The organism is Aquimarina agarilytica ZC1, assembly GCF_000255455.1.
Lineage (GTDB): Bacteria > Bacteroidota > Bacteroidia > Flavobacteriales > Flavobacteriaceae > Aquimarina > Aquimarina agarilytica.
Map to the genome: position 1 here is coordinate 170,087 of NZ_JH621248.1, position 20,713 is coordinate 190,799.

Annotated in this window: 20 protein-coding genes and 1 riboswitch; of the genes, 15 read left to right on the forward strand and 5 right to left on the reverse strand. The window is 33.4% G+C overall.

Annotated elements, in window-relative coordinates:
* Nucleotides 1-5: 5 nt before the first annotated feature.
* Nucleotides 6-2,462, reverse strand: a complete 2,457-nt coding sequence (locus tag KQA_RS0202720) for an ATP-binding response regulator (protein ID WP_010177830.1) — start codon at nt 2,460-2,462, stop codon at nt 6-8.
* 79 nt (nt 2,463-2,541) lie between these two features.
* Nucleotides 2,542-2,636, forward strand: a riboswitch (TPP riboswitch).
* A 140-nt stretch (nt 2,637-2,776) separates the two neighbouring features.
* Here KQA_RS0202720 and thiS point away from each other — a divergent pair.
* The 10 genes from thiS to moeB all read left to right on the forward strand — a co-directional run bounded on the left by thiS (nt 2,777) and on the right by moeB (nt 11,375).
* Nucleotides 2,777-2,977: a sulfur carrier protein ThiS gene (gene thiS / locus KQA_RS0202725; RefSeq protein WP_010177831.1), complete on the forward strand. Its 201-nt coding sequence runs from the start codon at nt 2,777-2,779 to the stop codon at nt 2,975-2,977.
* 101 nt (nt 2,978-3,078) lie between these two features.
* Nucleotides 3,079-4,941: a phosphomethylpyrimidine synthase ThiC gene (gene thiC / locus KQA_RS0202730; RefSeq protein ID WP_010177833.1), complete on the forward strand. Its 1,863-nt coding sequence runs from the start codon at nt 3,079-3,081 to the stop codon at nt 4,939-4,941.
* A 79-nt stretch (nt 4,942-5,020) separates the two neighbouring features.
* Nucleotides 5,021-5,608: a thiamine phosphate synthase gene (locus KQA_RS0202735; RefSeq protein ID WP_010177835.1), complete on the forward strand. Its 588-nt coding sequence runs from the start codon at nt 5,021-5,023 to the stop codon at nt 5,606-5,608.
* Nucleotides 5,609-5,655: 47 nt separating this feature from the next.
* Nucleotides 5,656-6,420, forward strand: a complete 765-nt coding sequence (locus KQA_RS0202740) for a hydroxymethylpyrimidine/phosphomethylpyrimidine kinase (protein ID WP_010177837.1) — start codon at nt 5,656-5,658, stop codon at nt 6,418-6,420.
* Nucleotides 6,421-6,555: 135 nt separating this feature from the next.
* Nucleotides 6,556-6,924, forward strand: a complete 369-nt coding sequence (locus KQA_RS20440) for a four helix bundle protein (protein WP_010177839.1) — start codon at nt 6,556-6,558, stop codon at nt 6,922-6,924.
* A 12-nt stretch (nt 6,925-6,936) separates the two neighbouring features.
* Nucleotides 6,937-7,578: a thiamine phosphate synthase gene (thiE, locus tag KQA_RS0202750; protein WP_010177840.1), complete on the forward strand. Its 642-nt coding sequence runs from the start codon at nt 6,937-6,939 to the stop codon at nt 7,576-7,578.
* A gap of 22 nt (nt 7,579-7,600) precedes the next feature.
* Nucleotides 7,601-8,365 (forward strand): thiazole synthase, encoded by a 765-nt coding sequence (locus tag KQA_RS0202755; RefSeq protein ID WP_010177842.1) that lies wholly within the window; start codon nt 7,601-7,603, stop codon nt 8,363-8,365.
* 70 nt (nt 8,366-8,435) lie between these two features.
* Entirely contained in the window at nt 8,436-8,795 is a 360-nt protein-coding gene (locus KQA_RS0202760; protein ID WP_010177843.1) for a four helix bundle protein, read from the forward strand.
* A gap of 14 nt (nt 8,796-8,809) precedes the next feature.
* Nucleotides 8,810-9,994 carry a 2-iminoacetate synthase ThiH gene (gene thiH, locus KQA_RS0202765; RefSeq protein ID WP_010177845.1) on the forward strand — a complete coding sequence of 395 codons (1,185 nt, stop codon included), beginning with the start codon at nt 8,810-8,812 and terminating at the stop codon, nt 9,992-9,994.
* A 244-nt stretch (nt 9,995-10,238) separates the two neighbouring features.
* Entirely contained in the window at nt 10,239-11,375 is a 1,137-nt protein-coding gene (gene moeB, locus KQA_RS0202770) for a HesA/MoeB/ThiF family protein (protein WP_010177847.1), read from the forward strand.
* Here the strand turns inward: moeB and KQA_RS0202775 are convergent.
* Entirely contained in the window at nt 11,372-11,917 is a 546-nt protein-coding gene (locus KQA_RS0202775) for a lipocalin-like domain-containing protein (protein ID WP_010177849.1), read from the reverse strand. The genes moeB and KQA_RS0202775 overlap by 4 nt on opposite strands.
* 132 nt (nt 11,918-12,049) lie before the next feature.
* On the opposite strand from KQA_RS0202775, the gene KQA_RS0202780 reads away from it, so the two are divergent.
* Nucleotides 12,050-12,655, forward strand: coding sequence for a thiamine phosphate synthase (locus KQA_RS0202780; RefSeq protein ID WP_010177851.1), 606 nt, complete (start codon nt 12,050-12,052; stop codon nt 12,653-12,655).
* Here KQA_RS0202780 and KQA_RS0202785 read toward each other — a convergent pair.
* Entirely contained in the window at nt 12,645-13,091 is a 447-nt protein-coding gene (locus tag KQA_RS0202785; RefSeq protein ID WP_010177853.1) for a hypothetical protein, read from the reverse strand. The genes KQA_RS0202780 and KQA_RS0202785 overlap by 11 nt on opposite strands.
* A 169-nt stretch (nt 13,092-13,260) precedes the next feature.
* On the opposite strand from KQA_RS0202785, the gene greA reads away from it, so the two are divergent.
* Nucleotides 13,261-13,737: a transcription elongation factor GreA gene (gene greA / locus KQA_RS0202790; protein ID WP_010177855.1), complete on the forward strand. Its 477-nt coding sequence runs from the start codon at nt 13,261-13,263 to the stop codon at nt 13,735-13,737.
* A gap of 259 nt (nt 13,738-13,996) precedes the next feature.
* Here greA and KQA_RS19455 read toward each other — a convergent pair whose 3' ends face one another.
* Nucleotides 13,997-17,449, reverse strand: coding sequence for a T9SS type A sorting domain-containing protein (locus KQA_RS19455; protein WP_010177856.1), 3,453 nt, complete (start codon nt 17,447-17,449; stop codon nt 13,997-13,999).
* Nucleotides 17,450-17,849: 400 nt separating this feature from the next.
* Between KQA_RS19455 and KQA_RS0202800 the strand changes: the two genes are divergently transcribed.
* Nucleotides 17,850-18,239, forward strand: a complete 390-nt coding sequence (locus KQA_RS0202800; RefSeq protein WP_010177858.1) for an HIT family protein — start codon at nt 17,850-17,852, stop codon at nt 18,237-18,239.
* Between the two features lie 68 nt (nt 18,240-18,307).
* Here KQA_RS0202800 and KQA_RS0202805 read toward each other — a convergent pair whose 3' ends face one another.
* Complete coding sequence (locus KQA_RS0202805; RefSeq protein ID WP_010177860.1) at nt 18,308-19,456, reverse strand: sensor histidine kinase; 1,149 nt, start codon at nt 19,454-19,456, stop codon at nt 18,308-18,310.
* Nucleotides 19,457-19,598: 142 nt separating this feature from the next.
* Between KQA_RS0202805 and KQA_RS0202810 the strand changes: the two genes are divergently transcribed.
* A complete protein-coding gene (locus KQA_RS0202810) occupies nt 19,599-19,982 on the forward strand; it encodes a DUF3127 domain-containing protein (protein WP_010177862.1) in 384 nt (127 codons plus the stop codon).
* Nucleotides 19,983-20,066: 84 nt separating this feature from the next.
* Entirely contained in the window at nt 20,067-20,708 is a 642-nt protein-coding gene (gene aat, locus KQA_RS0202815) for a leucyl/phenylalanyl-tRNA--protein transferase (protein WP_010177864.1), read from the forward strand.
* The last annotated feature ends 5 nt before the right edge of the window (nt 20,709-20,713 follow it).

Here is a 20,713-nt window from a genome sequence, read left to right on the forward strand (position 1 = left end):
TTTTTTTAAACTTCGTTCACTTCAACATTTGCCTCCATAAACAATTCCAAATCAGCTATTGTTGTTTTTACTGCTTTTAAAGTTTCCGTACACAATCCATAAAAACCAATAGTTTCTGTTTCTTTTGTTCTTTCAATTACGCGCAAGTTTTTATAAACTGCCTCTGCTTTTACTTGGGTAAACATCGGATTCATTTTATGTGCTAAATCCTTTAGAGTATCAAAATCCTTTTCCGGAATTGCTTGTTCCCATTTAACTACACGCTCATAAGTAATTGTTAAAAAAGTCCCTAATATTTTTTTAACTGCATCCATATCTTGTTCTAAAAATAGTGCCATATCGGTCAAATCATAACTTGTAGTAACTAAATTTACTTTTGACAGTTGCCTTATGGCAGAAGTGAAAATTTCGACATTAATCAATTCCCTTATGGAGGCTATTAAATGATCGGGCTTATAGGGTTTTAAAAAGCGTTTTGTAAATCCTTTTTCTATAAATTCTTGTTCCGACTTTTCGGTATTTCCTGTTAGTGCTATTACAGGAATACTTGACGTACTCTCGTGCGCCTTTAACAACTTTAAAAATGAAAATCCATCATTTATAGGCATTTGGATGTCGGTAAAAACAAGATCTGGCTTATGTTGTTGAGCAAATGTTACTGCCTTTTCAACATCTTGGAATGCTGTATGCGGAATTTTGTAATGGCTCAATATTTCTTGTAAAAAACCCAATTGAGACATATCATCATCAACAATTAAAATGTGAATAGATTCAATACTTACAAAATCATCCCTTTTTGCAATACTTACACTTGTCGATTCCTTTAACACACTATTAGATTCTTGTAAAGGCAAAAAACATGTAAAACTACTTCCTTTTCCTAACTCACTTTCTAGCGAAAGCGTACCCCCCAAAAGGTCCACTAAATTTTTGGTAATATACAAGCCTAATCCAAAACCCTCATACACTGTACTACTTATATCTCCTTGAGAAAAGGCTTCAAAAATATGCTTTTGTTTTTCTTTAGTAATCCCTATTCCCGAATCGGATACCATCAATTTCAAATAATTATTTTGATTTTTCGGCACCAAACTAGCGTCAATAGTCATAAAACCAGAAGGGGTAAACTTATAAGCGTTACTAATTAAATTAGTCGCAATCTGCTTAATTCGATAGGGATCGCTCAAAAACAAACGCTTTAATGCCTCATCAATGGTGGTTACTATTTTTAAATCTTTGGCATCTTCCGAAGGAATGGATTGTTTTATGGCATTTTCAATAACTACGCTAGGCTGAAATGTTACTGATTCTATAGATAATTTACCTGCCTCTACTTTAGAAAAATCAAGTAAATCATTTACCAAATGCAACATATAATCTGACGATTTTTGTGCTTGATTGATGTAATGCAATTCCTTTTCTTCAATATTACTATTGGATAATAATTCCAAATACCCTAAAATACTATGTAACGGTGCACGCACATCATGCGTAACCATATTCATTAAATTTTCCTTACTTGTTAACAGCCTTTCTGCATACGCTTTTGACGCCGCTAATTGTTCTTGTTGTTTGGCATTTTTTTTAACGTCCTTATTAATAAAGTAAATAAACGTTAAGGCTGTTAGCAAGGATAATAATGTTGAAAAAAGAATAATCCTTGAAGTCTGCGAAAGCACTTTTTGCGATTCTTCTTCACGTTTGGCTGCTTCTTGTAACTCTTGCCATTCTAAATCTGTAAGCATGGAACGCATTTGCGTGGTTAACACCCGATCATTTTCAATAATTTCCTGCTCTTTAGATTCTATTCGTTTTTGAATGGCACGCTCTTTTCTGGCTAAATTTATCAACACATTGGTCACAGACTCGGCAATAGAATCTACGGTTTTATTACTTATTTTATTTTCATTATCCTGTTTAGAATAATCCAGTAATTTAATCAAATAACGCCTTTGATGCGGTTTAAACTCTTTAAAACGGTTGGTATATTTATAGCTCCTAAATGTAGGATCTACTTGTTTTAATTCCTTTACTGCCGCTGTATAAAAATCTTCGGTACTTTTATTATTGTATATATTGGTAAGCTGTTCTACACTAATATTTTTTCTTCGTAGTAAATCTTTAATACTATTAATCTGTATCCGTCTGCTACTATCTGGATATTTTTTTACTAGTTGATCTATGGCCTCATTAATTTCATTTACCTTCATTTGGTATAAATCCAAATCGGTAGAATCTTTTCCCTTGATAAGGTTCCGACCTAAAGCTTCCACTTCATACAAATTAGTAATGGTTTTACTAATTAGAAAAACATGCTCATTACGGTTAGGAGCTCCTTTTGTAATATTAGTAAAATTAGATAATTGTTGATAAAATAACACAAAGGCGATCACACTCAACGATATCGCTAATAGATAACTAATTACAAGCTTTGTGGTTATTTTGTTTTTTGTTGGAGTCATTGGGTATATAAAACTGTAGCTTTAACGCTTTTTTAAGTATTATTCATATATGATGCTCTTATTTTTAGTATTTTTGCCATTGTAACTTTAGGGGTGTTCGTTAAATCGAACTGAGAAATACCCTTTGAACCTGATACGGTTAGTACCGGCGAAGGGAAAAGATTCATTTCCGTGCAAACGGAAATCTAAATCCTCAAAGAAAAAATCTACGGTGTATTCACATAGATTTTATATTTCTCTCAATTACTGCGTAAGCAGAAAATTTCTGAAAAGTTTACATTTAATAGCTGACATTTAAAAACTGATCGCTAATCATGACAATAAACGTAAATCACGAATCCAAAACTGTAGCTACTACCAGCTCATTAGATCAACTTTTAGAACACTTAAAAATTTCTAAACAAGGTATTGCAGTAGCTATCAATAACCAAATTATTTCAAAAAATAATTGGAAACAAACTCATCTAAGCGAAAATGATAATGTAACAATTATTCAAGCTACGCAAGGGGGATAAAAATTAAGCTGTTAGCTATTGGCTAGTAGCCATTAGCTCCAACCACAAAAAACAAATATTAATTGCTAAAAGCCAAAAGCCGTTAGCCAATAGCCATAATAATGAAAAGTAAAGACACTGCACCAAAAGAAGGACAAATCACTAGAAAACCTTTTCCAAATTCGAAAAAGGTTTATGTACAAGGGAAAATCCACCCACAGATTAAAGTGGCTATGCGCGAAATTGCTTTGAGCGACACCACCGATTCGTTAACCAAAAAGAAAATACCTAACGAACCTGTAACCGTATATGATACTTCGGGACCTTATACCGATCCTAACAAGGAAATCAATGTTCACAATGGTATTGAGCGTATAAGAGAGCAATGGATTTTAGACCGTGGTGATGTAGAGGAATTGGATGCTTTTTCATCTAAATATTGTAATGAGCGTTTAAACGACAAAAGTTTAGACCATATGCGTTTTGACCTAAAACACAAACCTAAACGTGCTAAAAAAGGACAAAATGTAACGCAATTACATTACGCAAAAAAAGGGATTATTACGCCCGAAATGGAATACATCGCTATTCGTGAAAATCAACGAATTGACGAAATGACCGAAATTAGAAAGCAACACAAAGGAGAACACTTTGGCGCTTCTATTCCGGCAAAAATTACTCCCGAATTTGTTCGTGAAGAAGTCGCTAGAGGACGTGCAGTAATCCCTTCAAATATAAATCACCCCGAAGCTGAGCCTATGATTTTAGGGCGTAACTTTTTGGTGAAAATTAATGCTAACATTGGAAACTCTGCAACCACTTCATCTATTGAAGAAGAAGTTGAAAAAGCCGTTTGGGCTTGTCGTTGGGGAGCAGATAATATTATGGACTTGTCTACTGGACAAAACATTCACGAAACACGTGAATGGATTGTACGTAACTCTCCAGTGCCAATTGGTACCGTGCCAATTTACCAAGCATTAGAAAAAGTAAATGGAGTAGCCGAAGATTTAACTTGGGAAATTTTCCGTGACACCTTAATTGAGCAAGCCGAGCAAGGAGTAGATTACTTTACTATTCATGCTGGTGTGTTGTTACGTTATGTACCCATGACTGCTAATCGTGTTACCGGTATTGTATCTCGTGGTGGTTCCATTATGGCAAAATGGTGTTTAGCACACCATAAAGAAAGTTTCCTATACACGCATTTCGAAGAAATTTGTGAAATATTAAAATCATACGATGTAGCCTTTTCTCTAGGAGATGGTTTACGTCCAGGATCAGTTGCTGATGCCAATGACGAAGCTCAGTTTGCTGAGTTAGAAACTTTAGGTGAACTTACGCAAATTGCTCGTAAGCATGAAGTACAATGCTTTATCGAAGGACCAGGTCACGTGCCAATGCACATGATTAAAGAGAATATGGAAAAGCAAATTGAAGTTTGTGACGAAGCTCCTTTTTACACCTTAGGCCCTTTAACTACAGATATTGCTCCTGGTTACGACCATATTACTTCAGGTATTGGTGCAGCCATGATTGGTTGGTATGGTTGTGCTATGTTATGTTATGTAACCCCAAAAGAGCACTTAGGTTTACCTAATAAAGAAGACGTACGTGTGGGTGTGGTTACGTATAAATTAGCAGCACATGCTGCCGATTTAGCTAAAGGACATCCAGGATCACAACACCGTGATAATGCCTTAAGTATGGCGCGTTTTGAGTTCCGTTGGGAAGATCAATTTAACTTAGGTTTAGATCCAGAACGAGCTCGTGAATACCACGATGAAACCTTACCTGCCGATGGTGCAAAAGTAGCACACTTCTGCTCTATGTGCGGACCTAAATTCTGCTCTATGAAGATTTCTCAGGAAGTACGTGATTTTGCTGCCGAAAATAAAATTTCTGACGATAACGAAGTCCTACAAAAAGGGATGGAAGAAAAATCAAAAGAGTTTAAAGAAAAAGGAAGCGAAGTTTATTTATAGCGATTTGCATTTAGCTTTTAGCTATTGGTTCCCAACATTTAAAGCCAATAGCTAATTGCTATTAACCAAAATTAAAGTAATGTTAATCGTTATAACATCTGAAATATCAATAGAAAATGAAGCCCAAAAAATAAATCAACTTTTTGAAGCTGGTTTAGAATGCTTACATTTTCGAAAGCCAAGTTTGACTATTGAACAGTATCGATTTTTATTAAATCAAATAGATAAACAATCTCACAACCGAATTGTGGTGCATCATTTTCACGAATTAATAAATGAATTCAACTTAAAAGGCATTCATTTTCCAGAACAAAAAAGAATAGACCATATAGACAATCCTGGTCGCTATTTTTTAAACTTAGAAATGTATGGCAAAACAATTAGCAGTTCTTTTCATAAACCGGAAACCCTAGCTAATTGTGAGTTCGAATTCGATTATCATTTTTTAAGCCCCGTTTTTTCGTCCATATCAAAAGAAGGTTATGAAGGCAAAGGTTTTGATGTAAATCATATTGATAAACGAATTATCGCTTTAGGTGGAATTAATGAAACTAATATTCCTGAAACTTATCAGTTAGGATTTAATGGAGTAGCGGTTTTAGGGAGTGTTTGGAAATCAGAGAATGTATTAAAGAGTTTTGAGAGGTTAAAAGACACTATTCAATAATAAAAAGATTTTGTACTGACTACTCGATACTTTGTACTAAATATAAAATGAAAAAAAGACCTTACATATTATCCATTGCAGGTTTTGATCCTTCGGGAGGAGCTGGTTTAGTTGCCGATTGTAAAACCTTTGAAGCTTTAAAGTGTCAAGGGCTATCCGTTTGTACAGCAAATACAATTCAAACGGATACTGAATTTATTGATTGTATTTGGACGGATATTGATACCATAAAAAAACAAATAGAAACCTTATTTAATCGTTTCAACATTGATGTGGTTAAAATAGGCATCATTCAAAATTGGCGGACAATGTCCGAAATAATTAATGTATTAATTTCATTAAACACGGAAATTAAATTAATTGTAGATCCTGTTTTAAGTGCCTCGACAAATTTTAACTTTCATGCTGAGACTCAAATAGATTTTGATTCAAAAATATTTGATGAAGTATTATCAAAAATATATGTATTGACACCTAATTATGATGAAATTCAAAAATTATACCCTTCAAAAACAATAGAAGAAACCATTGCTCATATGAGCTCAAAAACAAACTTGTTTTTAAAAGGAGGACATAATGAATCCGAAAAAGGAAAAGATTATTTATACACCAAACAAGGTGAAAAATATCCGATAAATCCAAAATACCATCCTGTTTATCCAAAACATGGTAGCGGCTGCGTATTATCAAGTGCCATGGCTGCTTATCTAAGTCTTGGTTTTCCATTGTTAAAAAGCTGCTTTCGCGCCAAGCGATTTACAGAAAAATATTTAGGAAGTAACAAAGAGCTGTTAGGGAATTTTAGATTTTAATTTGAGAAGTTGAAATTGGAGTTTAGAAGTGAGGAGTTAAGGAGTTACTAGTAGAAACTAAGTAAGGAGAATGAAGTAGTTAAGCTGTAATAAATAGGAGTTAAGAAGGCAGAAGTTAGAATAAAGAAATTAAGTATGAAAAAAAGTCAATCTTTTGAAGATTTATTAGTGTGGCAAAAAGCACATCAATTTGTTTTATGCGTATACACTATGACTAAAGGTTTTCCTAAAGAAGAGACTTATGGATTAACGATTCAATTTAGAAGAGCTGCTACCTCGATTGCTGCAACTATTGCAGAAGGATATAAAAAGAAAGGAGCAAAAGATAAACTTCGGTTTTTTAATATCGCGCAAGGCTCTTTAGAAGAATGTCGCTATTTTTTGATTTTAACCCAAGATTTAAATTATAAGGAAACGATTACTAATGAAAAGGTTCTTTTAACTGAAGTAAGTAAATTACTAAATGCCTATTGCAAAGCAATTGTTAACTCCTTAAATTCTTAACTTCTTATTACTATGAATTTACCTAAAACCTACCTTCAGTATATCTCCCAAGGAAAAAGCATTGAAGCGCATTTACAAAATATAGAAGCCGTTTGTAAATCGGGATGTAAATGGGTGCAATTGCGTTTAAAAAATGTGGAATTGCTCGACTATTTAAATGCAGCAAAAGAAGCACGAAAAATATGTGACACCTATGGAGCGGTTTTAATTATTAATGATAATATAGGAGTTACAGGAGAATCTGGTGCCGATGGAGTACACGTTGGATTAACAGATACAAACCCTAAAGAAGTTAGAAAACAATTAGGAGAAGAAGCCATTATTGGAGGAACAGCAAACACACTTGAGGATTGTTTGCAACATATTAAAGATGGAGTAGATTATATTGGTTTAGGACCATTTCGATTTACAACAACAAAGGATAAATTGAGCCCTATTTTAGGAACAAAAGGATATCTTGATATTATCAATGAAATTACCGCTAAAGGATATCAATTACCTATTGTTGGTATTGGAGGAATTACATTAAACGATCTTCCTGAATTGTCAACAACAGGTTTGTCTAATATTGCTGTTTCTGGTTTATTGACTGGAGAAAGTGAATTAGAGTTAAAACAAAGAATAGAACAAATAGAACAAACTTTTAGCAATTAGCTATTAGCCAACAGCTAGAAATATGAAATTAAAAATAGCAAATAAAGAATTTAACTCTCGCTTGTTTACTGGAACAGGGAAATTTAGTTCATCAGTGTTAATGGAAGAAGCTTTAGTAGCATCGGAAAGTGAATTGGTTACCGTGGCTTTAAAACGTGTAGAGGTTACTAATGAGCAAGATGATATTTTAGCTCATTTAAAACACGATCACATTAATTTACTCCCTAACACTTCTGGTGTTAGAGATGCTAAAGAAGCTGTTTTTGCAGCGCAAATGGCTCGTGAAGCTTTAGAAACCAATTGGATAAAATTGGAAATTCATCCCGATCCTAAATATTTATTACCCGATCCTATTGAAACATTAAAAGCTGCCGAAGAATTAGTCAAATTAGGTTTTGTAGTAATGCCATATATACACGCCGACCCTGTGTTATGTAAACGCTTAGAGGAGGTAGGTACTCAATGTGTAATGCCTTTGGGAGCACCAATTGGTAGTAATAAAGGATTAAAAACACAGGATTTTTTAGAAATTATTATTGATCAAAGTAATGTACCTGTTGTTGTCGATGCTGGTATTGGTGCTCCTTCACATGCTGCATATGCTATGGAACTAGGTGCCGATGCCGTTTTGGTAAATACCGCAATCGCAGTTTCACAAAACCCAATTGAAATGGCAAAAGCTTTTAAAATGGCTGTCCAAGCAGGTAGAATGGCTTACGAAGCTAAATTAGCTCCCGTAAAACAACATGCCGAGGCGAGTAGTCCTTTGACGAGTTTTTTGAGTTAATGGCTGTTTGCTTTTGGCTATTAGCAGTTGGCCTAATTTTTGAAAATATAAATATTGCAATCAATATAAAATGAGAGATTATAAAAAATATAATGTGTGGGAACAGTCTCATAAATTAACATTGGATGTATATAAGGTCACTAAAAAATTTCCTAAGGAAGAAGTTTACGGACTAACTTCTCAATTGAGAAGAGCGGTGCTTTCTGTTCCAACAAATATTTCAGAAGGAGCAGGAAGGCATTCGGATAAAGAATTCGCTAATTTTCTAAATATAGCATCTGGTTCAGCTACTGAATCAAACTATTTACTTGAAGTTTCAAAAGATTTAAATTATATCACAAAAGAAGAGTTTGAAAAATTAGATACAGTACTTATTTCAATACGAAAAATGTTGAATTCATTACAATCTAAAATTAGAAGCAATTTTTAAAGATTTCTATAGGTATGAGTTTTACAAAAATTGACATGTTAAAAAGTAGGATTTCTTTAGAGAAAAAAGCTAACAGCCAACAGCCAACAGCAAATAACTTTAAAGCCACATTCGATCAATATAACTGGAATCAAATCACCAGCGAAATCTACGCTAAAACAGCTGCTGATGTAGAACGTGCTTTGGCAAATAACAAACGTGATATTGAAGATTTTAAAGCCTTAATTTCACCTGCCGCACGGCCTTATTTGGAGCAAATGGCACAATTAAGTAGTCAGCTTACTAAAAAACGTTTTGGGAATACCATGCAAATGTATGTCCCAATGTATTTGAGTAACGAATGTCAAAATATTTGTACCTACTGCGGGTTTAGTATGACCAATAAAATTGCACGTCGCACACTTACGGATGCAGAAATTTTAAAGGAAGTTGAATTCTTAAAAGCAAAAGGCTACGATCATATATTGCTTGTTACTGGTGAGGCTAATAAAACAGTAGGGGTTTCCTATATTAAACACGCCATTGAGTTAATTCAACAACATTTTAGTAATATTACTATTGAGGTGCAACCTTTGGATCAGCCCGATTACGAAACTTTAGTTGATAGCGGACTATACGCCGTTTTGGTCTACCAAGAAACCTACCATATAGACGAATATAAAAAACACCACCCGAAAGGAAAAAAGAGTAATTTTTATTATCGCTTAGAAACACCTGATAGACTTGGAAAAGCAGGTGTACATAAAATAGGCTTAGGCGCTTTATTTGGTTTAGAAGATTGGCGTACCGATAGTTTTTTTACCGCACTGCATCTAAAATACCTACAACGTATCTATTGGAAAACTAAATATTCCATTTCTTTTCCTAGGTTACGTCCACATAGTGGTGGATTAGAGCCCAAAGTGGAAATGACTGATCCCGATTTGGTTCAAGCCATTTGTGCTTTTCGCTTATTGGATGAAGATGTAGAGCTATCCATGTCCACCAGAGAAAGTGAAGTATTTAGGAATAATGTTGTTAAACTAGGAATCACTTCCATTAGTGCCGAATCTAAAACAAATCCTGGTGGTTATGTGGTAGAACCCCAAAGTTTAGAACAATTTGAAATATCTGATGAACGCCCCACCGAAGAAATTGCCGATATGCTAAAAAACCAAGGTTTTGAGGTAGTTTGGAAAGACTGGGAAAGTTTTAGGTAAAGCCAAATGTTCAAATTGAAATATTACTTAATACTTTTTAAGAATAGCAACCCAAATTACAACAGTGGAATGACGTAGGACGTAAGACTTATGAAGATGAAGTATAAACATGATTTTAGAAAAAGGGATTTAGAAATAACGATATCAATATCCGCTAGCTAAAATTACGGCACAAAACGCAGAAAAAGCCAAAAAAACTTGATCCTCAATCCAAATCTAAAAACTGACCAACAACTAGTCAAAAATGAAAAACACAAACGATACCATTAAAAACAAAGCCTTAAAAACCTCAATCTTCAACCTTCAGCCTTTAACCTCCGAAGAAAAAAACCAATACCATCGCCATCTGATATTGGATCAAATAGGAATGGAAGGTCAGCTAAAACTAAAACAAACCAAAGTATTAGTTATTGGTGCTGGAGGTTTAGGTTGCCCTGTATTACAATATTTGACTGCTGCTGGCGTAGGCACCATTGGTATTATTGATGGTGATAAAGTAGATCAAAGTAATTTACAACGTCAAATTTTATATACAACAGATGATGTGGGTCATTTTAAAGCTGCTTCAGCAGCATCTCGATTATCAAAATTAAATCCGTTTGTAAAATTCGAGGTGTTCAATATTTTTTTATCTACAGAAAATGCCATTGATTTATTTAACCAATTTGATATTATTGTTGATGGCACAGATAACTTCCCTACGCGTTATTTGGTCAATGATGCTTGTGTTTTAGCCAACAAGCCTTTGGTTTTTGGATCTATTTTTAAATTCCAAGGACAAGTAAGTGTTTTTAATTACAAGGGCAGTGGAACCTATCGTTGTTTGTTCCCCACACCTCCTGCTCCCAACTCGGTACCAAATTGTTCCGATGTGGGTGTATTAGGCGTGCTCCCAGGTATTATTGGAAGTCTACAAGCCAATGAAACTATTAAATTAATTGTAGGTATCGGTACGCCTTTAGTTGATAAGCTTTTATACTTTGATGCCTTAAGTTTACAACAACAAGTGCTTCAATTCCAAAAAAACAACGACATAAAAGTCACCACCTTAGAAAGTAATTATGAATTCTTTTGTGGTGTGAGCAATACAAATGATATGAATACAATTTCTGCGGAAGCTTATTTAAAAAATAAAGAGAACTACCATTTATTAGATGTACGTACTTATCATGAGTATGAGGACGAAAATATTGGGGGACAACATATTCCCCTAGATGAATTAGATGATCGTATGGGGGAAATTCCAAATTCAAAAATATTAGTGGTTATGTGTTTATCTGGAAAAAGAAGTGCCGCTGCTATCGAATTATTATTAGAAAACAACTACCCTAAAACTTTATTAAATTTAGACGGCGGAATTACTGCTGTTCTAAAAAACTAAAGAGGGACTCTTTCATACACTGTATTAATTACTGTTTTATCTCTACCTTTTTTAGGCTTGATTAAACTACCCAATGGAATTAAACTAAAAACAAAATCATTTACTATTCTTTCTTCTCTTCTTTCTCTTTTAGTTAAGGGTCTTTCTAAGGTTAAATTTAACTTTCCTGACACTACTGATATTTTCAGTTTTCTTTCACTTTCTTTACCTAAATCAAAAGTGATTTTATCATCCATTATCTCATAAGAGCCTGAAAAATTATTTTTCTTACATGGTAAAATGTGTATAATTTTCAATCGCGACTTAAATCTTTCCAGCATGTATCCTTTTTCTGAAAAAGTATAAAACTCCTTAGCAGCACAACTAGTAGGACTTAACTCTTTGTCTACACCATCTTTAGAAACACCTACAAGTTTCCATTTTCCTATTATTTCTTCTGGATCAACCGCAACAATATTATTATCGTCATCATTATCGCATGATGTAAGATTGAAAAACATCAAAACTCCAATAAAGAGTAATACTATTCTAAAATTCTTCATTTTAAGCTTGTTTTAATAATTCTGATATTGATATAACAACTCAAATAAAAAATACCCTCAACTGATTTCCGTTATAATTAGCATAATTTTCATACTTTGCTTCAAGTTTTTTACCAAAAAAATTAACCTTATATGTTATTACTCATCACACCAGAAAACGATATTCCAAATGAAATTGAATTATTAAATTCTTTTTTTGAAGCAGGATTGGAAATCCTTCATTTGAGAAAGCCTCATAAAAATTATGCACAGCATATGGCCTATTTAAGTGCTATTGATGAAACATATCATAATCGTATTGTATTACACTACCAACACGACCTTGCCGAAGACTTTATGTTAAAAGGAATCCATATACAGGAACAACCTCGTATTGATTTAGGTGAAGATTTTGGACTCTACGTGGCACGTTTTACCTCACAAGGTTATGATGTAAGCACCTCGTTTCATAATCCTTCTGAAATTATGTTATACGCTCAAATTCCATTAATCTATAATTTATTAAGCCCTGTGTTTACCGCTATTTCTCAACCAAATATGGAAGGAAAAGCCTTTGATGTTAATCCTATTAAAGTCCCTGTTATTGGTATGGGAGGCGTACATGCTAAGAATATCGGTACCGTTAAAAAATTAGGATACGTTGGTGTTGGAGTATTGGGTGGAGTTTGGAATGCCAAAAATCCTCTGGTTGCTTTTAAAGAACTTGAATTAAATACAAAACAGGAATTTAAAAACTAATTCGTAGTTGATTCTGATTTATACGTTCTGCCCTATAACGTCTTAGTGTAAAATCATTGCTTGTAGCTCCACGTTTAATTCCATTCAAATCATATCTAGTTTCTTCCTCTCCGCATTTGTACACAAAGTCAAGTCCCTCAATTTTATCGGGAACGCTACATATACCTACTGGATGATTTGGCTCTGCCAATTCAAATACCGTAAAACCTGAAGGCCCATTATTTTTTATATAAATCCCCTGAATAAAATTAACTGGATCTATTATAAACTCATCATTCCCTGCAAAATTTAAATCTCCAAACTGAGGCAAATCCAATCTTAAAATAAAATTCACCTGCTTGCTTGGTAAAAAATCGTTTCGCTGTCTCCCCTCATCTGAGTCACATGATACTATTCCAAAAAAGATAGTTAACAGTACTAGTAAATCAATTCTCATATTTTTTAATTTTAATAATTAAAAGGATCATTATACAGTGACAAACTTACAATAAATCTCCTTTCTTAAACACATTCCAATTAAAGCAATATATTTTTTTTGTATATTTGGGTATAACTCAATATCCCATCTTGGTGGGATATTTTGTGTTTATATAACGTTTAGAATTATGAGTAAAGTATCTTATTATACCGCCGAGGGATTGAAAAAATTACGTGATGAACTAAATCATTTAAAAGACGTAATGCGTCCAAAAGCTTCACAAGATATTGCTGAAGCAAGAGACAAAGGAGATTTAAGTGAAAATGCCGAATATGATGCTGCCAAGGAAGCTCAGGGAATGCTAGAAATGGAAATTTCCAAATTAGAGGAAGTACTTGCCAGCGCTCGATTAATTGATGAATCACAATTAGATACCTCAAAAGCACTAATACATTCAACTGTAACCATTAAAAACCAAACTAATGGTATGGAAATGAAATATAAATTAGTCGCGCAAAGTGAGGCCGATTTAAAAACAGGAAAGATCTCAGTAGACTCACCAATTGGTAAAGGTTTACTAGGAAAAAGCATAGGTGATGTTGCTGAAATTCAAGTTCCTAATGGAATTATGAAATTTGATGTCATTGCGCTTTCCAGAGATTAGTTATTCAATTTGCATCTTTAAAAATTAAAACAAAAAGGCTTAAATTACATAATGTAATTTAAGCCTTTTTGTTTTAACCCGAATTATACATTAAAAAATCTATTACGTCTGCGATCTACTTCAAATACTATCGTAAACTGTATTTTTTAATTTAACCATAACGGTACTATGCTGAAATTAAGAAAACACTAGTATTTATTGTATATCACAGCCTCATGACAAAGTTTCAATGCATAATTCGGATTTAAAAATGATCCTTCTAATTTTTAATGAAAGTTTTATTCTTCCTGATTTTACCATCAATATCAAATACAATAAAATAAACACCATTATCATAATTTGATACATCTAAATCTGTTATTTTTACAGGCTTTTCTATTTTTTCTATTAGTCTCCCCAAAGAATCAAAAACACTACAAGTCCAATAATTTTCCAATGTTATATCTCCCAGGTCAATAGTTAACACATTATGTGTTGGAACTGGATAAATTTCGATCTTTTTGGACAACTCATTAACAAGTATCTTTTTACCCGAAGTTAACTTCCAATTAAAAGTTTCCCAATTTCCAGGCTTATCACCAGCCGCTTTTACTAATGAATTATTGTTATTCCAAGCTGCTTGCAACCATTTACCCGAATGTAAACTTTTTAATGCCACTTTTCCATTCCCTATGGTTTTCCATTCAAATTGCTCCCAACGCAGTTTACGATTTCCATCGGGTTCAATCGGTATATCCTTATTTTTCCCTGAAACTTGTACATATTTATTAGTAGATAAAGCTTTCAGTGCCACACCTCCTTTTGGATGTTTTTCAACTAAAAATGTCTCCCATTGTTGCACTTTCGTTCGATTTGCAATTAATCTATTGCTCTTAGGTTCGGCACTAATAAATGCCCTATTCCCTCCAGCTTTTTGCAAGCTAATATACTTTCCTATGGGAGCTTTATTCATTACTGCAGAAACTGGTTTCTTTATTTTTCGCAACCAAATACGAGTTATGGACCATCTATTATTAACCCCTCCATTATCCGAAAATAATAAGTCCAGTTTTTTATCGGTTACCTCTATTTTAAAATCCGAATTTTTAAACTCTCCCGCTTTAGTTCTAACATTATTTGCAACCATTTTTCCTTCAGCAGTTAAACTCATTTTATCTCTTGGGTCTTTAGCATCACCCCAAGTTACAATTACATGCCAAAGACCATTTTCAACATTATGTGTTAAGGTATTAGAAATCCCTTCACCAAAAACAAAATCTTGGTTCATAACATTAGCACTGTTGATATTTCCTCTATCTGCAATTTTTAACTTTCTTAAGTTAGACCAATTGTAGTCTAAGGTATTCTTATTGGTCATTAGCTCATAACCTTTAAATATCGGAGAACTTTTAGTACCTAAATCATAGCGATATTCATCACTTACAATTGCATTAGAATCCGGCTTATTTACAACCCCATCATTATAACAGGGCAACAAATTAAAAACCATTTTTCCTGTATTATAGTAAAGCGTTTGATTAATCGTGTTTCGGTTATATTGTGCTTTTGGATCATGAGCAGGTCTATCTGCAAAATGATTTTTCACATTTTTACGGTATTGATCTTTATTGGGTACAGCGCACCTATAAGCATCTTTATATAATCCAATTTTTTCAAAGGGAATGTTTGGGAAATTTGTTGGCTTGTTTTTAAACTTAAAATTTAAATTCGCTGGATTTTGAAAAACCCCAATCCCTATTTCCTTATTATTTTTTTCGGCAGATTTTGGAGAATAAATACCAAGCTTCCCTTTTGTATTTTTATGAAATAAATTATCATAAATACGTGTTTCATAAGCATGCATGTTTTTGTTATCTCTATATTTTTTCATCATAATATCCATTGTAGGATATCTTTTTTTCCAAAATTCAGAAACTCGATTATACCAATTCGTTTCGTTTAATCCATTTTGCCAACCCGAATTACCAATAGCTTGCAGCATCCGACCGATGTAATTTGCTTTTATCTTATTATTTGGATCTCTTTTCAAATAATTTATTGAAGTATCATAAAAAGATTGGCGATAAGTATTAATTCGGACTCCTAAAAAACCTTTTAAAATTACATTATTCATTATTGACTGCCCGCCGCTTTTATTAAACTTAACAGCTGCCCAACCTCCTTTATAAAATACATTCCCTTTAACTTGCTTTCCTGCATCAAAATCATCGAAATGAAAGCCTCCTTTTCCTAATAAACCGGGAACGGACATATTATGATGTATAAAATTATGTCTCAATACAGTCCCAAATGACCAAATGCTATTTCCTGTATAAAAAACCCCTCCATCACCTTCTTCTATCCCCGTGTTAAAGGCCTCATTCAATTCAATAACATGATCCACACCATCATATGTAAACGGCTGCCCATTCGTATTATGAATAAGATTATTCCTAAAAATATTACCCGCTCCTTTCAAAGCTGCCATTTTACCATAAAAATCTTTAGAATAGATTTGAGTGTAATGACAATTTTCTATATAATTTTTTCCTGCAATAATCTTAGAAGCGCTTACCTCTCCTCCATAGCATCTAAACCCTCCTGAACAATCAAAAATATCACTACTTTTTATACCGCATTTTTTTCCATTAATAATATTAGCAACAGCTAGATTATCAATATACCTAAACTTTACCCCGGCAACTTCACATGATTCACTATTTCGAATATCAATAACACCATCTCCACGTGAACCCTTACTCACATGCTGGACTGTAAAGTTTTGAATCTTTATATTTTTAGCATTCTTTATATGTATTAGTTTAGGTCCTGCCCATACCCCAATTTTAGAAGTATTTGTTATCTTATTATGTAATGGCCAAATAAATATCTTTTTTTTATTGGTATCATAAAACCATTCCCCAGGTTCATCAAGTTCATACAGCATATTGGTGATATAAAGTCGTAATGGACGTTTGCTTCCCCGATTTTTTAAACCATATCTTGATCCATTTTTTAGACGAATACTCCCAGAAGATGCTACCGAAGCTATTGGGGAATTTTCTTTTAGCCAATCTGCAGAATAATAACCTGTAACTCGAACTCTATTATTCGTATTCAATTCTTTACTCCATTGATTGGCATTAAACTTTTCAAATAATTTAAAACTGGCCCCATTTACTTGCGATCCATGACCTATCTTATTTATTTTTTCGGAAGAATTATTTATACTATTCACATCAATATGCGCATATCCTATGTTTGGAAACCTCGCAATATGAATCATTATATCATCCATGGATAGTTGAGTAAAAGGCTGTTCAAGTAACTCTTGAATTGCTTTTTGTTTCACCGCTATTTCATAAACATTTTTTTTTGCTCTATCATTCAACCTATTTAAAGTACCCGCATCTGTGACTTTCTTAAATTGGTTTGGATCAAAATACTCCGCCCCATCATAAATCACTTTTTCATTTTGATACCCGGATATTTTTAACCCATTATCGCGCGCATCTAAATCTGTGGTAGTTGTAAACTTGTAGCGCCCCCCGCGAATCCAAATCGTTTTAGAACCATTACTCCTGGCTTTATTTCTAGCTTCAGTTAAAGTTGCTAAAGGTTTGTTTTTAGTTCCCGGGTTAGCATCGTTACCACTTTGGGCAATATAGACCTCCTGAGCATGAGAACTAAAAACTACTAAAACCACTAAACTTAAAAAGTAGTTAAATTTCATTTTTGATTAGTTTTTATAGTTGTAATACCAATTCTGAAATAATATGATCTTTAAAATAATAAGCCTTTTCTACTATTTCTGTGTTATAAAATTTAACAATAGCGAAGACTATTCCGTAATTTTATGCCTGGAACTAGCGAAAATATTTTTCCTTTTTACTACAACCATATTATTTCAGAATTGGTATTACTCATAAAACGAAAAACCAAAATGCATATTTTTTTTAGGCGTCTTCTGCTGAAATATTCTTACATCTTTTTTTTCAATTTACACGATAACTCTTTTTTAAACACAGATTGTTAGCTTTTTTTATAGCCTAACCAATGCCTCCATAAAATATTCGTTTTGCTTATCCGACCAGTTTCTATATATTTATCATTACTAAATAACTCCAAACATTATGGCATCGATTTTCACTAAAATTATTAATGGGGAAATACCTTCATATAAAATTGCCGAGGACGAAAATTTTTATGCCTTTTTAGACATCAACCCGAACGCCAAAGGGCATACACTGTGTATTCCAAAAAAAGAAGTGGATCAGCTTTTTGATTTAGACCAAGAAACATATCAAGGGCTTTTTGAGTTTTCACACAAAATAGCCAAAGCATTAAAAAAAGTGGTTCCTTGCAAACGAGTAGGACTTACTGTAGTTGGTTTAGAAGTTCCCCATGTGCATGTGCATTTAATACCATTAAATGAAATGAAAGAAATTACTTTTTCACATAAAGTTAAATTACCAGCCAACGAAATGGAAGATTTAGCCAATGAAATTACAGCAAATCTTTAAGCAATTTAAAAATCACCCCTAAAAAAAGAAACTGTTTATATAAAAGGTTTACCCATATTTATATGAGACTAAACCTTTTTTAATGAAATTTGAAATATCGTTCCTTTTCCTCTTTCCGATTCCTTTACCTTAATACGACCTTCATGATAATCCTCAATAATACGTCGTGCCAAAGACAAACCTAAGCCCCAACCTCTGGTTTTTGAAGTATACCCTGGCTCAAAAACTGAATTAAACCTATGTTTTGAAATTCCCCTCCCTGTATCATGTACTTGCACCTTAACGTACTTATCATCCTCAATTAGCTTTACATGCAAACTCCCTTTACCCCGCATAGCGTCAATAGAATTTTTAACTAAATTCTCAATAGTCCATCCATACAGTTGCCTATTTAATTGTACGTTAATCTCCTTTTCGGGAGTTTCAATGGAAAACTCTATTAAATTAGAAGCTCTTGATTTTAAGTATTCATAGGCTTCTCTGGTTTCAAAAACAATATCCCTAACTTTTAAACTAGGTTTAGATCCAATTTTCGAAAAACGTTCTGTTATCGTTTTTAGACGCGTAATATCCTTATCCATTTCAACCAAATAACTCGGATCAACTTGCTCGGTTTTTAAAATTTCAATCCAGCCTACTAATGATGACAATGGAGTTGCTATTTGATGAGCCGTCTCCTTTGCCATACCCGCCCACAACTTATTTTGTTCACTAGCCTTAGAGGTATTAAAGAAAAAATACACCACGCCAATTAATAAAAAAACCACCAATACAATAGCTATAGGGTAATACTTTAACTTAATCAATATAGGTGAATTTCCATAATACAAATACTGAGTACCACCCCCCAAAATATTTATAATAATCGGTTCATTTTGTCCTTTTATTTCCTTTATGTAAGCCTCAAAACGTTCGGGATCACTTGTTATATTTTTAGAAATATTTGATTTCAAATTCACTTCTCCATTTTCATCAACAACTACGATAGGGATATTATTATTACTCCTACTTATCAACAAATTAAGTTCCAAATAATCATTTTGATCTTCGGTACTAAAGGATTTTTGTGACTGTGCCCAAATTTCCATTTTATCACGTTCTACATTTTTTAAACGTTCAAAAAACAAACTAGTATTCCACAAGATCAAGCCTATAATACTCATGGCAGCAATCATAATAAAGGCTTGCGAAAAATTTTTTTGGGCTACAAAATTCATGGGCTCAAAATACAATTAAAATTTAAAATTAGGACACACTTAAAAATATCCTAAAATTGTTAATACTTATCCCGCAAGATATATATATAAATTTTACAAAAATTGTATTTTTACAGCTTAGAATTTTAATAGCAATTACCAAATGGAAGTTCAGGGAAAAATTAAATTAGTTGGAGTTACAGAAACTGTTGGAAATAACGGATTTAGAAAAAGAGACGTTGTAGTAACTACTGAAGAACAATATCCGCAACATATTTCGATTCAATTTGTACAAGACAAATGTGATTTACTAAATGCCTACCAACCTGGACAGGATGTAAAGATTAGTATTAATCTACGTGGAAGAGAATGGGTAAGCCCACAAGGAGAAACTAGATATTTTAACACTATACAAGGATGGAGAATTGAAGCACTTCAACCAGCAGCAGCACAAGGTAGTGTTCCACCACCAATGCCACCTGCAGATGCTTTTGAACCTGCTACAAACTTTTCAAATGACCAAAAAGAGGACGATTTACCTTTTTAACAATCAACTTTTATAGATATAATCACAAAGCTATTTACACTTATTTTAACTATTTGTAAATAGCTTTTTTATTTTATGCTATGTATGTATTTGCTAGATGAACTTATCTATTTCCCACCCGTAAAGCAAGCCGATGAATATGGATTATTGGCCATCGGAGGCGATTTAAGTAGTGAGCGGCTTTTACTTGCTTATCAAAATGGTATTTTTCCATGGTTTGAAGCAGACCAACCTATTTTATGGTATAGCCCAGACCCAAGAATGGTACTTGCTTTTCAAAATTTAAAGGTAAGTAAGTCAATGAAACAACTACTCAAAAAAAAACCATTTACAGTAACCATCAACCAATGCTTTACCGAGGTTATTACTCGTTGCGCACATCAAAAACGAAATAATCAAACGGGCACTTGGATTACCGAAAACATGATTTCTGCCTACACCAAATTACACGAATTAGGTATTGCCCTTTCGGTAGAAGTGTGGCAAGGCAGCTCCTTAGTCGGTGGCCTATATGGGGTAAACCTTAAAGATCAAAAAGTATTTTGTGGCGAGAGTATGTTCACTGAAGTTAGCAATGCTTCAAAAGTAGCCTTTATTTATATGTGCCGTTATTTCGAAAAAAAAGGCTATAAATTTATTGATTGCCAAATGCATAATGACCATTTAGAGAGTTTAGGTGCTATCGAAATTCCCCGAAGTGATTTCATCAATGCCCTTCAAAAGTAATGAAT